10 protein-coding genes are annotated in these 15,319 nt (G+C 74.5%); 3 read left to right on the top strand and 7 right to left on the bottom strand.

The features are described 5' to 3' along the window. Positions 1-559: 559 nt before the first annotated feature. From AB0G08_RS11960 to AB0G08_RS11950, 3 genes are all read right to left on the bottom strand, one after another. Positions 560-3,502, bottom strand: a complete 2,943-nt coding sequence (locus tag AB0G08_RS11960) for an ATP-binding protein (protein WP_358086437.1) — start codon at positions 3,500-3,502, stop codon at positions 560-562. A 178-nt stretch (positions 3,503-3,680) separates the two neighbouring features. Beyond that, positions 3,681-4,712, bottom strand: a complete 1,032-nt coding sequence (locus tag AB0G08_RS11955; RefSeq protein WP_358086435.1) for a hypothetical protein — start codon at positions 4,710-4,712, stop codon at positions 3,681-3,683. After that, a complete protein-coding gene (locus AB0G08_RS11950; RefSeq protein WP_358086433.1) occupies positions 4,699-5,067 on the bottom strand; it encodes a hypothetical protein in 369 nt (122 codons plus the stop codon). Before AB0G08_RS11950 ends, AB0G08_RS11955 begins: the two co-directional genes overlap by 14 nt. A 207-nt stretch (positions 5,068-5,274) precedes the next feature. On the opposite strand from AB0G08_RS11950, the gene htpG reads away from it, so the two are divergent. Together htpG and AB0G08_RS11940 are read left to right on the top strand one after the other, a co-directional pair. Next, entirely contained in the window at positions 5,275-7,188 is a 1,914-nt protein-coding gene (gene htpG / locus AB0G08_RS11945; protein ID WP_358086431.1) for a molecular chaperone HtpG, read from the top strand. 93 nt (positions 7,189-7,281) lie between these two features. Further along, positions 7,282-8,214 carry a diacylglycerol kinase family protein gene (locus AB0G08_RS11940; protein ID WP_358086429.1) on the top strand — a complete coding sequence of 311 codons (933 nt, stop codon included), beginning with the start codon at positions 7,282-7,284 and terminating at the stop codon, positions 8,212-8,214. A 64-nt stretch (positions 8,215-8,278) separates the two neighbouring features. On the opposite strand, the gene AB0G08_RS11935 is transcribed toward AB0G08_RS11940, so the two are convergent. Next, positions 8,279-9,325 carry a glycosyl hydrolase gene (locus tag AB0G08_RS11935; RefSeq protein ID WP_358086427.1) on the bottom strand — a complete coding sequence of 349 codons (1,047 nt, stop codon included), beginning with the start codon at positions 9,323-9,325 and terminating at the stop codon, positions 8,279-8,281. Beyond that, a complete protein-coding gene (locus tag AB0G08_RS11930) occupies positions 9,312-12,230 on the bottom strand; it encodes a glycosyl hydrolase family 28-related protein (protein ID WP_358086426.1) in 2,919 nt (972 codons plus the stop codon). The genes AB0G08_RS11935 and AB0G08_RS11930 overlap by 14 nt, the downstream gene beginning before the upstream one ends. 368 nt (positions 12,231-12,598) lie before the next feature. Between AB0G08_RS11930 and AB0G08_RS11925 the strand changes: the two genes are divergently transcribed. After that, a complete protein-coding gene (locus tag AB0G08_RS11925; protein ID WP_358086424.1) occupies positions 12,599-13,666 on the top strand; it encodes a LacI family DNA-binding transcriptional regulator in 1,068 nt (355 codons plus the stop codon). Here AB0G08_RS11925 and AB0G08_RS11920 read toward each other — a convergent pair. Together AB0G08_RS11920 and AB0G08_RS11915 are read right to left on the bottom strand one after the other, a co-directional pair. Continuing rightward, the gene (locus AB0G08_RS11920) at positions 13,659-14,354 is read right to left on the bottom strand and encodes a putative N-acetylmannosamine-6-phosphate 2-epimerase (RefSeq protein WP_358086422.1); all 696 of its coding nucleotides are present in this window, start codon (positions 14,352-14,354) and stop codon (positions 13,659-13,661) included. The genes AB0G08_RS11925 and AB0G08_RS11920 overlap by 8 nt on opposite strands. After that, complete coding sequence (locus tag AB0G08_RS11915; protein ID WP_358086421.1) at positions 14,351-15,319, bottom strand: ROK family protein; 969 nt, start codon at positions 15,317-15,319, stop codon at positions 14,351-14,353. The genes AB0G08_RS11920 and AB0G08_RS11915 overlap by 4 nt, the downstream gene beginning before the upstream one ends.

Below are 15,319 nucleotides of genomic sequence, written 5' to 3'. Positions count from 1 at the left end.
ACCGTGGCGGGCTTGCCCTCGGTGGGGGCGGCGACGGCGGCGGTGACGGGGCCGGCGATGGCGCCGCCGGTGAAGGCGAGCCCGGCCACGGTCAGAGCGGTCCTACGGAAGATGTCGGTACGCATGATGGTCGGCACCTTTCGATCGGGGGTACGCGGACACACACCAAAGGGGGGCGGGTGCGCCGCGGGTAAGGGGGGTGGATCGGAGGGGGTCGCTCCGGCGGCGGGGCCTGCTCGGGCGTCCAGGGGGGTCTCAACGACCCGGTCCGGCCATGCATTCCGCCGGCTGTTCGGGCCACGCCGCGCGGGGGAGCGCCGTGGGTATGCCATGTTCAACGACCCGGGCCGGCCGGCGATTCCGCCGCCCGGGTGGCGCCGGGCACGGGACGATCGCGACATTCGGGCACGGCTCGGACGCCGCTAAACGGACAAACTGTCCGTCACGTCGCAGGCGGCGGTCACCCGGTCGTCGGGTGCGCATGGTGCGGCGAGGCGTCCTTCCGAGCTGATTCCGACGCCGCAGACGACTCAGCTCGACAGGGGGAGACGACCCCGGGTCAGGGGGCGGGCCGCAGGCGGCGTTCGATGGTGACGATGGTGCCTTCGGCGGTGGAGACCAGCCGCACGTCGCCGTACGCGTTCATCAGCGTGGCGCCCCGCCCCCGGTCCATGGCCGGGCGGCGGTCCCGCCAGGTGCCGAAGTCGCGCACCGAGATCCGTACCGTGTCATCGACCACCCGCAGCCGTACCCGCACCTCGGGACGGCTCGGGCGTTGGGCGTGCTCGACGGCGTTGTTGACCGCCTCGGAGGCGGCCAGCAGGAGATCGGCCACGGTGTCCGGGTCGACGTCCAGGTCCTCCAGCGAGGCCCGCACGTCCCGGCGCATCGCGGCGGCTGAGGTGGGCTTCGACGGGTACGTCCAGCCCGCGTCCAACGCGGCCAGGTGCTCGGGAACCGGCCGCCGGCCCCCGTTGTGCGCGTGCGCCCCGTTCCCGCCGACGGACGAACCCTCGTCCGGGGCGGCCGGCGGCCCGTCCATTGGACCGCCACCCACGGTCGGTGAGCCGGCCGAGGCGCCCGCCGCACGGCCGCCCTCGGCGCCCGCCGGCGTCGCCGGCCGCGCACCGCCGCCCTCGGTCGCCGAGTCGGGCGCGGCCTCGCCGCGGCTGCCCGCGTCGGGCGTCGTGCCGCCGAGGCCGCCCGCGTCGGTGGCAACGGCCGCGTTGGTCAACTCGGCCGCCGCGTCGCCCCGGAGGTGCCCCCGGGTGCGGGCGCCGTGCAGGGTGGCCCGGATCCGGGCGATCAGCTCGGCTGCGGCGAAGGGCTTCACGACGTAGTCGTCGGCGCCCAGGTCCAGCCCTTCCACGCTGGCGTCCCCGCCGGCACGCGCGGAGAGCACCACCACCGGCAGCGTCCGGGTGTCGGCCTGCCCGCGCAGCCGACGGACCAGCTCGAAGCCGTCGACGTCGGGCATCATCACGTCGGTGAGCACCAGGTCGGGCTGTTCCCGGCGGATCGCCTCCAGGGCCTGCCGGCCGTTGCCGACCGTCTCCACCCGCCAGCCCTGCTCGCCCAGCAACCGGGCCAGGTACGCACGCATGTCGGCGTTGTCGTCGGCGACCAGGATCCGCGCGTGCCGCAGCGCGTCCACCGCACCGTACGCCGATGTCGGCGGCCCGGCCGGCGCGGACGCCCCCGCCTGCGCCGGGTCGGCCAGCCAGCCGATCGCCTCCTGGACGGCGGCCCGGGTCGCGTCCCCGACCCCGTCCACGGGCGTGGCCGGCCCGCCCGTCCGCCCCACGGCGGACCAGGGCAGCGCCACGGTGAACGTCGTCCCCGTCCCGACCCGGCTCTCCACCCGCACGTCGCCGCCTTCGAGGCGGGCCAGCTCGCGGACCAGGGCGAGCCCGATGCCGGTGCCTTCGTGGCTGCGCGACCGGGCGCCCTGCACCCGGTGGAAGCGCTCGAAAAGCCGGGGCACGTCCTCCTCGGCGATGCCGATGCCCGTGTCGGCGACGGTCAGCCGCACCTCCTCCTCGTCGGCGCTCAGCGCGACCCGGATCCGACCGACGAAGGTGTACTTCAGTGCGTTCGACAGCAGGTTCGTGACGATGCGTTCCCAGTTGACCGGGTCGACGGAGACCGCGCGGGGCAGCGGCGGACAGTCGACCTCCAGGCGCAGCCCGGCGCGTTCGACGGCCGCCCGGAAGACGCCGGCCAGCTCGATGGTGAGCCCGGCCAGGTCGACCTCGCGAGCCTGGCTGTGCGCCTGCCCGGCTTCCAGGCTGGAGAAGGTGAGCAGGCTGTTGACCAGGGTGAGTAGCCGGGTGGCGTTGCGCCAGGCGGTGTCGATCCGCTCCCGCTGGGTCGCCGGCAGGGGATGCTCGTTGTCGTTGAGGGCGTCGGCCAGCGGGCCGAGCATCAGCGTCAGCGGGGTGCGGAACTCGTGGCTGACGTTGGTGAAGAAGCCGGTCTTGACCCGGTCCAGTTCGGCGAGCGCCTCGGCCCGCCGGCGTTCCTCCTCGTACGCGCGCGCGTTGCGCACGGCGACGGCCACCTGCTGGGCCAGCAGCGCGTGGAACGCGCGGTACGCCTCGTCCAGCCCCCGGCTCGGGCTGACCCCGACCAGCAGCACCCCGAGGGGCTGGCCCGCCTCGGCGGAGGGCAGCGGCAGGGCGAGGGCGGTACGCAGCGGATCGCCCCACGGCCCGGCGGGCAGGGCGAGGCGCCGGTCGACGCCGGTCACCTCGGTCGTCGTGCCGGCGGCGGCGCCCGCCAGGCCCCACTCGTGCGCCTCGCCCGCCGGCAGCGTGGCGGGCAGGGCAGCGGCCACGGGGTCCCCGCCGACGCAGGCGGCGCGGCGCAGCAGCGCGCCCTCGCGCAGGTAGATCGCGGCGAACGGGACGTCCAGCGGGTGCCCGCCGATGGCCTCGGCGAGCCGGAGGCAGGTGCTCTCGACGTCGACGGTCCGCCCGTCGCCGCCGACGGAGAGGTCGCGCAGCAGGCGCAGCCGGCGCTCCCCGACGACCTGTTCGGTGACCTCGCTGCACACGGTGAGCACCCCCACCGTGCGTCCCTCGTCGTCGCGGGCGGGGGCGTGCGACACGCTGAAGTACGCCTCCTCGCGGTAGCCGGCCCGGTCGAGCAGCAGTTGCAGGGCCGGCACCCAGCTGGCGACCCCGGTCGCCATCGCCTCGTCGATCAGGGGGGCCAGCACGTCCCAGCCCTCGGCCAGGGTGACCCGCACGTCGCCGCCGAGCGCGTCGGGGTGCTTGTCGCCGATCAGGGCCGAGTACGCGTCGTTGTAGAGCTGGGTGAAGCGGTCACCCCACAGCAGCAGCATCGGGTAGCGGGAGGAGAGGACCATCCGGACGGCGGCGCGCAGGCTCTGCGGCCAGCCGTCGACCGGGCCGAGTGGGGTGGCGGCCCAGTCCAGGCGCGCCATCAGCCGCCCGGTCTCACCGCCGTCGGCGAACAGGTCCCCCATGGGTCGCGTCACCCTTGGTCGCACCTCATCGCAGCCCTCACTTCCGGGCCCCGACGACCCTTGCTGGCGTTCCCGCACATCCTGGCACCCGGATTCAGCTGCACATCCGGCACCCCAGCGGGTCTCTGTACCCAGGTGCCCGCGTCCCCACACCTCGACGTGCCAGGTCGGCCTCGCCGGGTGCGGTCGGTCATTCCCGGCCGGCGGCCCGGCGGCGCAGCAGCTCGACGGCCTCGTCGACCAGGCCGCGTTCGGTGAGCAGCGTCAGCAGCAGCGGAAGGTGCCGCCAGTCTCCGTCGTCGACCGCCTGCCGCAGCAGGTCGACCGCCTCGTCGAGCCGGCCCCGGGCGGCCAGCAGGGCGGCCAGCTCGTCGCGGGCGCGCGGATCGCCCTGCTCGGCGGCGACCCGCCAGTACCGCTCGGCCTCGTCGGTGCGGCCCTCCTCGGCGAGCAGCGCGGCGAGCCGGGCGGCGGCGTGCCAGTCGCCGTGCTCGGCGCGGATCCGCAGCTCCCCCGTCCGGCCCCGGTCCGCCAGCAGGTCGACCAGGACGCTGCCCGCCCCGTTCGCGCCGGCCCGGTCGAGGTCGCGCAGGTAGCCGGTCGGGTCGGGCACCGCCACCAGCCCGGCGGACTCCGGGCCGAAGAACCGGCTGCCGCCGAACTCCCGCCGGAGCTGGTCGTCGAGGTCGTCGGCGAGCGCGATCATGGCCCGCAGGGCCAGCAGCAGGTGGGTGGGCGCGAAGTCCTGCCCGAAGACGGGGATGGACGCCCAGACGGTGTCGCCGGTGCAGTAGACGCGCCCGACCACGAGCCCGTTGGTGAGGTCGGAGAGCCGCCGGTACAGCGACTCGGTCGGGTCGACGCCGGTGAGCAGCGGCGAGAAGACGTCGACCAGCGGCGGGTCGTCCTGCGCGCGTACGAAGATCATGGCTGACCCGGCGCGGATGCCCACGTCGCCGTCGGCGTCGACCCGCAACTGGTCGGTGGTGACGCCGAGCAGGCCGGCGAGCACCGACCGGACCCGGTGGGTCAGCTTTCCGTCACCGTCGTCCCCGTCGTCCGGGTGGGGGAGCGGACCGGCGGCGCGGGCGGCCACCGGCCGCGCGGCCAGCGCGGCGGCGAGCCGCGTGCGGGCCGGTACGGGAACGGCGGTGGCGGTGGTGGCCGGGCGGGCGGCCAGCGCGGAGACGAACCTGGCCCGCAGGTTCTCACGCCGCGTCATCGTGCTCGCCGCTCGTGACGCTCGTGCCGTCCCGACCGGTGTCGGTCGGTTGGTCCGTCACCCGGACCTGGTCGAACATCTTGGCGATCACCAGCGGCGCCGCGACCCCGAAGGTGAAGCTGGCGAACGCCGTGGTGGCCAGGCCGCCCGCCCCGGCCGCGGCGGCGAGGCCGGTGCCGGCCACGGTCCTGAGCAGCACCGCGAACACGACGATCGGGGCGTCCCGCCGGTCCCGCCACGGCCACTGCCACCGGCCACCGGACTCGCTGGTCGGGCGCATCATCCCGGAGAGGTTCAGCGCCTCGGCCACCGCGCTGCCGACCAGTCCCCACATCGCGGCCATCCATAGAGACACATCCCTACCGTACTGACCGCCCGCTGCGGCGGTCGCACCAGCCCTCGGCTCCTCCCGGCGGCCACACCGACGCCACCCCCGACACTAGGACGCGGGGGCAACGCGATGCCCCTCCGACGCTCCGCGGTCCCGTCGTCTCGCCGTCGGCGACGGCTCGTATCCTTTCCGCGAACCTTCGGTGGGCTTTCGAGGATGAAAGGACACGGTGTGAGCAACCGGGCCGAGACGTTGGAGTTCCAGGCCGAGGCGCGTCAGCTGCTCCAGCTGATGGTCCACTCGATCTATTCGAACAAGGACGTCTTCCTGCGTGAACTGATCTCGAACGCCTCGGACGCGCTGGACAAGCTGCGCCTGGCGTCGATGGTCGACAAGGAGCTGGAGGTCGACACCTCCGACCTGCACATCGAGATCGAGGTCGACAAGGCGGCGCGCACGCTGACCGTGCGCGACAACGGCATCGGCATGTCCCGCGACGAGGTGGTCCAGGTGATCGGCACGATCGCCAAGTCGGGGACCGCCGAGCTGCTGCGCCAGCTGCGCGAGTCCTCCGACGCCGGGGCGCGCCAGGAACTGATCGGGCAGTTCGGCGTGGGCTTCTACGCGGCGTTCATGGTCGCCGACCGGGTGGAGCTGCTGACCCGCCGGGCGGGGGAGAGCGGCGGCACCCGCTGGGAGTCGACCGGCGAGGGCACGTACTCCGTCGAGTCGGTCGAGCAGGCGCCGCAGGGCACCTCGGTGACCCTGCACCTCAAGCCGGCCGACGACGAGGACAACCTGCACGACTACACCGCCGAGTGGACGATCCGGGAGATCGTCAAGCGGTACTCGGACTTCATCGCCTGGCCGATCCGGATGACCGTCGAGCGTCCCGGCGAGGGCGACCAGACCAGCACCGAGACCCAGACGCTCAACTCGATGAAGGCGCTCTGGGCCCGGTCGCGCGACGAGGTCGACGAGGCCGAGTACAAGGAGTTCTACAAGCACGTCAGCCACGACTGGGCCGACCCGCTGGACATCGTGCACATGAGGGGCGAGGGCACCTTCGAGTACGAGGCCCTGCTGTTCATCCCGTCGCACGCGCCGCTGGACCTGTTCGCCCCGCAGGGTCGCCGCGGCGTGCAGCTCTACGTCAAGCGCGTCTTCATCATGGACGACTGCGAAGCGCTCATGCCGAACTACCTGCGCTTCGTCAAGGGCGTCGTGGACGCGCACGACCTGTCGCTGAACATCTCCCGGGAGATCCTCCAGCAGGACCGGCAGATCCAGGTCGTCCGCCGCCGGCTGGTCAAGAAGATCCTGGCCACCGTCAAGGACATGAAGGCCAACCACGCCGAGCGCTACCGGACCTTCTGGACCGAGTTCGGGGCCGCGGTCAAGGAGGGCCTGATCGACGACACGGAGAACCGGGACACCCTCCTGGAGATCCTGTCGGTCGCCTCCACGCACGACCCGGCCGAGCCGACCGACCTGGCCGGCTACGTCGGCCGGATGAAGGACGGGCAGAGCGACATCTACTACGCCACCGGCGACTCGCGCTCGATGATCGAGAACTCGCCGCACATGGAGGCGTTCCGCGCCAAGGGCTACGAGGTGCTGCTGCTCACCGACCCGGTCGACGAGGTGTGGATCGAGCGCGTCGGCCAGTACGACGGCAGGACGCTGCGCTCGATCGCCAAGGGCCAGGTGGACCTGGACACCGAGGAGGAGAAGAAGGAGTCCGAGGCGGAGCGCGAGCAGCAGCGCAAGGACTTCGCCGACCTGCTCACCTGGATGGGCGCCACCCTCGCCGACTCCGTCAAGGAGGTCCGCCTCTCCTCCCGGCTGACCACCTCGCCCGCCTGCGTCGTCGGCGACGCCCACGACATCACTCCCACGCTGGAGAAGATGTACCGGGCGATGGGGCACGAGGTGCCGGCGGTGAAGCGGATCCTGGAGCTCAACCCCGGGCACCCGTTGGTCACCGGCCTGCGCAAGGCGCACGAGCAGGGCGGCGCCGAGGAGTCGCTGAAGGAGACCGCCGAGCTGCTCCACGGCCTGGCGCTGCTCGCCGAGGGCGGGGAGCTGGCCGACCCGTCCCGGTTCACCCGCATCCTCGCCGACCGGCTCGCCCGTACCCTCTGACACCACGTCCCGGGCCGGGCGGTGCAGTGCCACCGGCCGGCCCGGGCGGCCGGTGGGCGTGGAAACCTCGCCGGCCGGGTAATCCCGGCGGCCATGAGCACGAGCAGCACGGCGGGCGACGAACCGGCGACCGCGGCCCGGGTGGGCACGGTCGCGGTCGTCGCCCACCGGAAGAAGACCCTCGGCGGCGGCCTCGACGCGCTGCGCGCCGAGCTGGCCGGCGCCGGGGTCGGGCAGCTGATCTGGTACGAGGTGCCGAAGAGCCGCAAGGCGCCGAAGAAGGTCCGCAAGGCGCTGCGCAAGGGTGCCGAGCTGGTCTTCGTCTGGGGTGGCGACGGCATGGTGCAGCGCTGCGCCGACGCCCTCGCCGGCTCGGGCACCGCCATGGCCATCGTGCCCGCCGGCACCGCCAACCTCTTCGCCGCCAACCTGGGCATCCCGGAGGACCTGCCGGAGGCCGTCCGCATCGGCCTGCACGGCCGGCGCCGCGCCCTGGACCTGGGCCGGGTCAACGGCGAGCACTTCGCCGTGATGGCCGGCGCCGGCTTCGACGGCGACCTCATCCGCGAGGCCGACCGCACGCTCAAGGGCAAGCTCGGTCGCCTCGCCTACATGTGGACGGGGCTGCGGCACGTCCGCGGCGAACTGGTCCGCACCCGGATCACCGTCGACGGCGCGGACTGGTTCGACGGCGACGCGAGCTGCGTGCTCTTCGGCAACGTCGGCACGATCACCGGCGGCATCCCCGCGTTCGACGACGCCCGGCCCGACGACGGCTGCCTGGAGGTCGGCGTGTCCACCGCCGACGGCGCGGTGGACTGGGCGCGCACCCTGGGCCGGATGGCCGCCGGCCGCTCCGAGGAGTCGCCGTTCGTGCGGATCACCCGGGGCCGCAGGATCAAGGTCCGTCTCGCGGCGCCGCGCACGTACGAGCTGGACGGTGGCGCCCGCGGGGAGACCACCAGGCTCAAGGTGCGGGTGGTGCCCGGCGCGCTCACGGTCTGCTGCCCCGGACCCGTCTGCTGAACGCGGGGGACGGGCCGGTGTCGACGGTTCGTCGGCACCGGCCCGCCCTCCGACGGGACCCGTCCTACCCGCCGGGGCCCGGGCGCGGCAGGAAGTACGGGTCGTGCACCAGTTGGCGCAGCGCGGCCTCCGTACGCGGATTGCCCGGCAGCACCCAGTCGGTCTCCCCGCTGCCCCTGGAATCGAAGTACACCATCGCCCGGACCAGCGGGAACGTCGTCCGCAGGTCCGTGCGGGCCTGACGCAGCCAGTCGGCCTGCACCCCCGGTGCGGTGTCGTTGACGCCGACCTCCGCGAGGATCATCGGTTTGTCGTGCCGGATCCCGAAGTCGTAGAACCAGGGGAACAGCTCGGTCAACGGCGCGTGGTCGTTGCTCGGGCGGGCGTACCCGTCGGCGCCGACCCAGTCGACCATCGAGTCACCGGGCCAGAAGGACGAGACCCGTCCCGTCCTGAAGGCCAGCCAGGTCGGGCAGAAGACGAACGCCACGTTGTCGGCGCGTTCCTCCCGGAAGATCGTCCGGACCCGGCGCCACGCCTCCTTGAACGTCGCCGGGGTGTAGCCGCGCTGCGGCAGGTCCATCTCCCAGGTGAAGCGCAGCAGCACGGGCTGCCGCAGGGCCCGCAGCCAGCCCGCCTGCCGCCGGACCAGTTCGTCGTTGGCGCCCTGCGCCGTCGCGGCCAGCACGCTCTGCGGGCCGGCTCCCCAGGAGAGCAGCGGGGTACGCCCCCGGGCGATGTCGTCGGTGAGCCGGTCGGCGCGGAACGGCTGCCCCCAGTGCTGGAAGGAGTGGTCGATGCCGAGCCGCTCGTGGGTCACCGACTCCAGCGCCTCCGGCTCGGAGATCCCCGGGTCGCGGTCCGGATCGTGCTTGACGAAGGCGCCGAACAGGGCCCCGGCGGCGGGGACGACCGACGCCGCCGCCACCACCTCGGCCTGGTCGACGACGGCCGGGCCGGTGCCCGCCGCGTCAGCGGCGCCCGGGTCGGCCCGGCCGGCGGTGGCCGGGAGCGTCGGAAGCAGCGTCGATCCGGCCGCCACGGCCAGCAGGCCGCGGCCGATCGCCCGTCGGCCCACCGGGCGGGAGCGCCACGGTTCACCGGCTGCCATGGATCTCCACCTCGAAGACCCGGGCCAGCCCGTCGGTCGGGCTGGGCTCGGTGAACACGACACGGACCTGCCGGATCCCGGCCGGCGCGCCGCCGAGGTCGACCCGGGCCGGGCTGGCGGTGTTCGCCGCGGCGGAACCGATGGCGGTCCATACCCCGTCGACGAGGGCCTCCACCCGGAAGGCCCGCACCCGCAGGCTCTCCGAGCCGGCCACCCCGCTGTAGAGGTCGAGCCGCTGGAGGTCCGCCGGCGCACCGAGATCCAGGGTGAGCGTCGGCGCCGGGTCGGCCGAGCCGGAGATCCAGCGGGCTCCGGTGCGGTCGCCGTCCACCGCGTGGGCGGCGACGTTGCCGGAGAGCACCGAGCTCGCCCGCACGGCGGCGCCCCGGGCGAGGTTCTCCCCGGCCACGCCCACCCGCAGGGTCTGCGGAATCTCCTGCCGGTGACCGCCCCGGGTGAACGAGACGGTCAACCGGACCGTGCCGTCGGCCACCGCGTCGGCGGGGACCGCCACGGCGACGGCGACCGGCGCGGTCGCGCCCGCGGGCAGTTCCGTGGCGTCCGGCCGCGCCCGCACCTGCCAGCCGGCCGGCGCGTCGGCGTCGACCGCCAGGGCGGTGACCGGGCCGGGCCCGTCGTTGCGTACCCGCAGCACGGTGCCGCCGGTCCGGCCGGGCAGCACCCGGATCTCCGGCGCGTCCAGCGCGACGTGCGCGCCGGCGGGGCCGGGCGTCGCGCCGGTCACCCCGACCCCGAGGTACGCCACCTCGATCTCGGGTACGGTCCGGCCGGTCGTCACGTCGGCGATGGTCGCGCCCCACCGGGTGTTGGCCACGTTGTCGGGCCGGTAGCCCCGGGTGCCCCGGATCACGATCCCGGTGCTGTCGCGCAGGCCCACCGCGTACGGGTACGGCCCCTGCACGGTGGCCACCCGGAAGAAGACCGTGTTGCCGAACAGGACGTCGTGCACGTCGTCGAGTTCGACTGCCTGGGAGCGCCAGCCGTAGATGTGGTCCTCGGTCTGCAGGGCGTGCAGTTCCCAGTTGCGGACCCGGCGCAGCACGACCTCGCGGTGCTCGTGGTGCTCGACGGAGACCTCGTACATCCGGCCGCGCACCGAGGTGTCCTCGACGAGGAACCCGTTGTCGGCCCAGCCGGCGACGCTCCAGATGTTGGCGAAGGTCCCGCCGCCGCCCTGCACCCAGAAGCTGTACTTGTGCCGGCCCCGGTACTGGTAGCCGGGATCGCCGGCGCCGGGGTCGCCGGGCGCGGTCTGCTCCGGGTGCCACTTGACGAACTGGGTGGCGATGTCGGCGAGGTAGCTCTGCGCGCCGGAGCGCCAGTGCACGTGCACCGAGCCCGCGGTCTGCTGCGCGGAGTCCAGGCCGAGGCCGGTCACCTGGTTCGTCCCGCCGAGCGGTGTCTGGACCATCGCCTTCGGCTGGTCCGGGTCGGTGAATCCGGCGGCGTTGTCCGGCAGCTTCAACCAGGTCTGGCGGGGATGCAGGCCGATCAGGTTGTTCTGTGGCCGCAGCCGCAGGGTGTCGCCGATCAGGTACTGCCCCATCGGCACGTACACGGTGTCGTGCTCGGCGAGGGCCTGCTGGAAGACGGCGTGGTCGTCGCCGGTGCCGGTGCCGACCGTGACGCCCCTGGCGGCGGCGTACTCGACCACGTTGACCCAGCTGCCGGTGGCCGGCGGCAGGGGCGCGTCGGCGCGCAGCAGCCGTGCGAAGCTCGCCGGGGCGGCCGGTGCCGCGGAGACCAGCACACCGTCGGTGCGCCGCTCGTGGTCGCCGAGCGCGTCGTCGACCCGGAGCCCGAGCGTGGCGTCCCGCACCAGGTACGACGGGCCGGGGCCGACCCAGGTGCGTCCGCTGGGGACGGTGGTCAGCAGCGCCCCGGTCCCGGTGACCCCGGTGTCGACCACGTTGAGCTGGTTCTGGGCGCGGACGAGTTCCGGTTCGCCGCCCCCGGCGACGGACTCGCTGTCGTTGAGGGTGATCGCGGACCCGCTGATGTTCTCGAAGACCGAGTCCTGCACGTAGAGGCGCTGGGTCTGGTTGGCAGTGGCGACGATGCCGGCCGGCGAGTCGGCGAAGCGGTTGCGGATCAGGCTCAGCTTGCTGTCGGTGTGCAGCTTGATCGCCGCCTCACGCTGGCCGGTGAACGTGGTGTCCAGCAGCGTGGTCTGCCAGCCCGGCGAGGCGGCGAAGGCCAGCATGCCGACCGTGCCGCCGTGCACGTTGACCCGCTGGATCAGGTTGGCGTTGTGGTCGATCCCGGCGTATCCCGTACCGACGTGGATGTCGAGGTCCTGCAGGACGAACATCTGCGCGCCGCTGAAGCGCACGGCCACCGCGGCGGGGTTGCCGGGCTCGATCCGGATGTCCAGGTTGATCAGGCCGGTGCCGAAGGTGTCGTTGTTGCCGAAGCTGCGGGGTGCGTCCGGCTGGAAGGGCCGGCGCAGCGCGGCGAAGAGGAAGGACTGGTTGCCGTCCTGGAAGCCGGGGGTGGATTCGCCGAGGACGAACTCGGGCCGCTCGGCGCCGAACCCGACCAGGCGTACCGAGGCGTGCAGGTCCACCTGCCGGGAGAGGCGGTAACGCCCCTCCGGCACGAAGACCACCCCGCCGCCGTCCCCGACGGTGACGTTGCGCGCCCCGCCGACGATGTTGCCCAGCCAGTTCTTGCCGCCCCGGCGGGAGGCCTCGTCGATGGCGGCCTGCACCGAGGCGGTGTCGTCACCGGTGCCGTCGCCGTGCACCGGGAACTGCGCGCTGCCGAGGACGACCGCGGTGGGGTCGGTCGGCATGCTGCGGTAGACGGAGGTCGAGGCGGCCGACCGGGTGGGGGCCGCCGCCGGCGCGGCGGCGACCGCCGGCGCCACTGCGGTGGCGGCCACGAGGAGGAGGGAACCGGCCAGCATGCCGACCCGTACCCGACCCGCTGGGGGTCGGCGGCCGGCTGTCCGCCGGGGTGGAGCCTGGATCATCGGTACGCCTTTCCTGCCCCCGTGGGGACCGGTCGGCGACCATGTGGTCATGCGCATAACCAGAATGTTTGCGCAGGCCCGGGCTGTCAAGGGCCGGGCCGCCAAAATATGAAACCGCCCCGTAACATTGACTTGCGGCGGCCGACGGGCTGATCATTCACGGCAGCCCGCTCCCGAGACGTCGCCGTGTGCGATCGTGTGGTCATGCGCATGACCAGCCGGGGCGACGGCGCGGGAGCGGGCCCCCGGCCAGCGGCCGGGACACGGAGGTGACGACGATGCCAGGCACCAACGGGCGGGCCACCCAGGCCGACGTGGCCCGGCTCGCCGGGGTCAGCCAGGCGACCGTGTCGCTGATCCTCAACGGGGGCGACACGCCTCGCCGACGCGTCGGCGAGCAGACCCGCCAGCGGGTGCTCGACGCCATCCGGATGACCGGTTACGTCGCGAACCCGGCCGCCCAACGCCTGGCCGGGGGACGAACCCGGATCGTCGGCGTCTTCACCTACGAGCCCGTCTTCCCGCGCGACAGCCGGGACTTCTACCACCCGTTCCTCGTCGGCGTCGAGGCGCAGGCCGAGGAGCTCGGGTGCGACCTGCTCTTCTTCACCAGCACCCCGTCGCGGCAGGGGCGGCGCCTGCTCGGCGACGGATCCCGCCGGCTCGGCGTCGCCGACGGCTGCGTCCTGCTCGGCCGGCACGACGACAAGCGCGACCTGGCGGACCTGCTCAGCCGCGACTTCCCGTTCGCCTTCATCGGCCGCCGCGAGTCCGACGCCGGCACCGTGCCGTACGTCGGCGCCGACTACGTGACCGCCACCCGCGAGGTGGTCGAGCGGCTGTTCGCCCTCGGCCACGAACGGGTCGGCTTCCTCGGCGACCTGCGCCGGGACGAGCCGTCGGTGGACCGCGCGCAGGGCTACCACCAGGCGGTACGGGCCGCCCGGAGCCGCCCGGTCGTGCTGGACTGGACCGGGCTGAGCGGCGGCGAGGCGCTCGACCTGCTCGACGACAACGGGCTCACCGCGGCGGTGGTCTGGCCGTCCGGGCTGGCCCCGCAGATCCGGGCGGCGGCGCTGGCGCGGGGGATGTCCGTCCCCGGCGACCTGTCGTTGGCCCAGCTCGGCGACGTCGAGGACGGCAGCCCGGGCGACATCGACTGGACCGGGTTCCGGATCCCCCGGGAGCAGATGGGCGCGGGTGCGGTGCGACTCCTCTTCGAACAGCTGGTCGGCCCCGCGCTGAGCGCCGACGCGCTGCAACGCAGCCTGCCCTGCGACGTCGTGCCCGGGACCACCGCCGCGGCGCCGGGCCGCACCCGGTCCCGCTCCGGCGGCGTCAGGTGAGCCGGCCGCCCGCCGGGGTGGCCGGCACCAGGCGACGGGTGATCCACAGCGGCGAGGTGACCGCGTTGCCCATCACCACCGAGTGGGCGCCGGCGGCGAACGCCTGCCCGATCTGTTCGGCGCTGCGGTAGCGCCCCTCGGCGATCACCGGCACCGCCAGCACGTCGGCGAGGCGGGCCAGCAGCGTCAGGTCCGGTCCGTCGGTCGGCGGGCTGGCCGGGGTGTAGCCGGAGAGGGTCGTCGCCACGGCGTCCGCACCGTCGCGCACGGCGGCCACCCCCTCCTCGACGGTGGAGACGTCGGCGAGGACCAGCGCGTCGGTCCGCTCCCGGACCGCCCGGACCGTGTCGGCGAAGCTGCGCCCGTCCGGGCGGGGACGGTCGGTGGCGTCCACGGCGACGATGTGCGCGCCGGCCGCGGCGACGTCGACCGCGTGCGCCGCCGTCGGGGTGATGAACACCCCGTCGACGCCGTGCTTGTGCAGCCCGATGATCGGCACGTCGACGGCGGCGCGGATCGCCCTGATGTCGGCGGTGCCGTTGGCCCGGACGGCCACCGCGCCGCCCCGGACCACCGCCGCGGCCACCCGGGCCTGGACGTACGGGTCGCGCATCGGGTCGTCGGGGTCGTCGAGCACCGGCTGGCAGGAGACCACGAGGCCGCCGGCCAGCTTGTCGAACACGTTCACGCTCTCGTCCTCTCGTCGGTGACCACGGCGGGGGCGTCGCCCGCGTCGGCGTCGCCCGCCTGCCGGCCGTGGCCGGGGTAACCCGCCAGCCGCGCGGCGCCCACGACGACCGCGTCGGCGCCGAGCGCCGCGGGGAACAGGGGCACGTCCGCCCAGGCCGCGGGCAGCTCGGCGGTGAAGGCGGCGCGGGCGCCGGGGAGCAGGGCGTCGGCCGCCCCGCCCGCGACCAGCACCGCCTGCGGATCGAGCAGGGCGACCAGCCCCGCGAGCGCCCGGCCGAGGGCCGTGGCGGCGCGCTCCACCACCTCCCGGGCGGCCGGCTCGCCGGCCGCCGCCCGCTCGGCCACGGCCCGTCCGGTGATCCGGAGACCGGTCTCGAGGGCGTACGCGGCGGACAGCCCCGTGCCCGAGGCGACGCCCTCCAGGTGCCCGTACCGGCCGCAGCCGCAGCGCAGCCGCTCGGCGCCGGGAGCCGGCAGGTGTCCCACCTCGCCGGCGCCGCCCCGGGCCCCGGTGGCGATCCGGCCGTGCTGGAGCATCGCGCCGCCCAGGCCCGTGCCGACCGCGACCAGCAGCAGGTCCCGCCGGTCCCGGCCGGCGCCGACCCAGCTCTCGCCGAGCGCGGCGGCGTTCACGTCGTTGGTGACGCGGACCGGTCGGGCCAGCCGCGCGGCCAACTCGTCGGCGACCGGCGTGCCGGTCCAGCCGGGCAGGCTGTCGGTGGCGTACCGGATGGTGCCGGTGGCCGGGTCGACCGTGCCGGCGGTGCCCACGCCGACCGGGCCGGCGCCGCCCGGATCGAGCAGTTCCCGGGCGAGCCGCGCGGCGGTGTCCAGCACGGCCGCCGGCCCCGACCCGGCGGGGGTGGGCGCCAGGCGACGCCCGAGCACCTTCCCGTCGGCTCCGACCAGCGCCGCCGCCGTCTTGGTGCCGCCGATGTCGAGGCCCACCAGGGGCGCCGGCAC

This window comes from Micromonospora sp. NPDC023644, assembly GCF_040640115.1.
Taxonomy (GTDB): domain Bacteria; phylum Actinomycetota; class Actinomycetes; order Mycobacteriales; family Micromonosporaceae; genus Micromonospora.
Note: the sequence above shows the minus strand (reverse complement) of the source record. Positions and strands in the feature narration are given on the sequence as shown.

Bases quoted from the DNA above. Each gene is read 5' to 3' on its own strand.
- AB0G08_RS11955 (WP_358086435.1), bottom strand. From the start codon at position 4,712: ATGACGCGGCGTGAGAACCTGCGGGCCAGGTTCGTCTCCGCGCTGGCC.
- AB0G08_RS11940 (WP_358086429.1), top strand. From the start codon at position 7,282: ATGAGCACGAGCAGCACGGCGGGCGACGAACCGGCGACCGCGGCCCGG.
- AB0G08_RS11935 (WP_358086427.1), bottom strand. From the start codon at position 9,325: ATGGCAGCCGGTGAACCGTGGCGCTCCCGCCCGGTGGGCCGACGGGCG.
- AB0G08_RS11925 (WP_358086424.1), top strand. From the start codon at position 12,599: ATGCCAGGCACCAACGGGCGGGCCACCCAGGCCGACGTGGCCCGGCTC.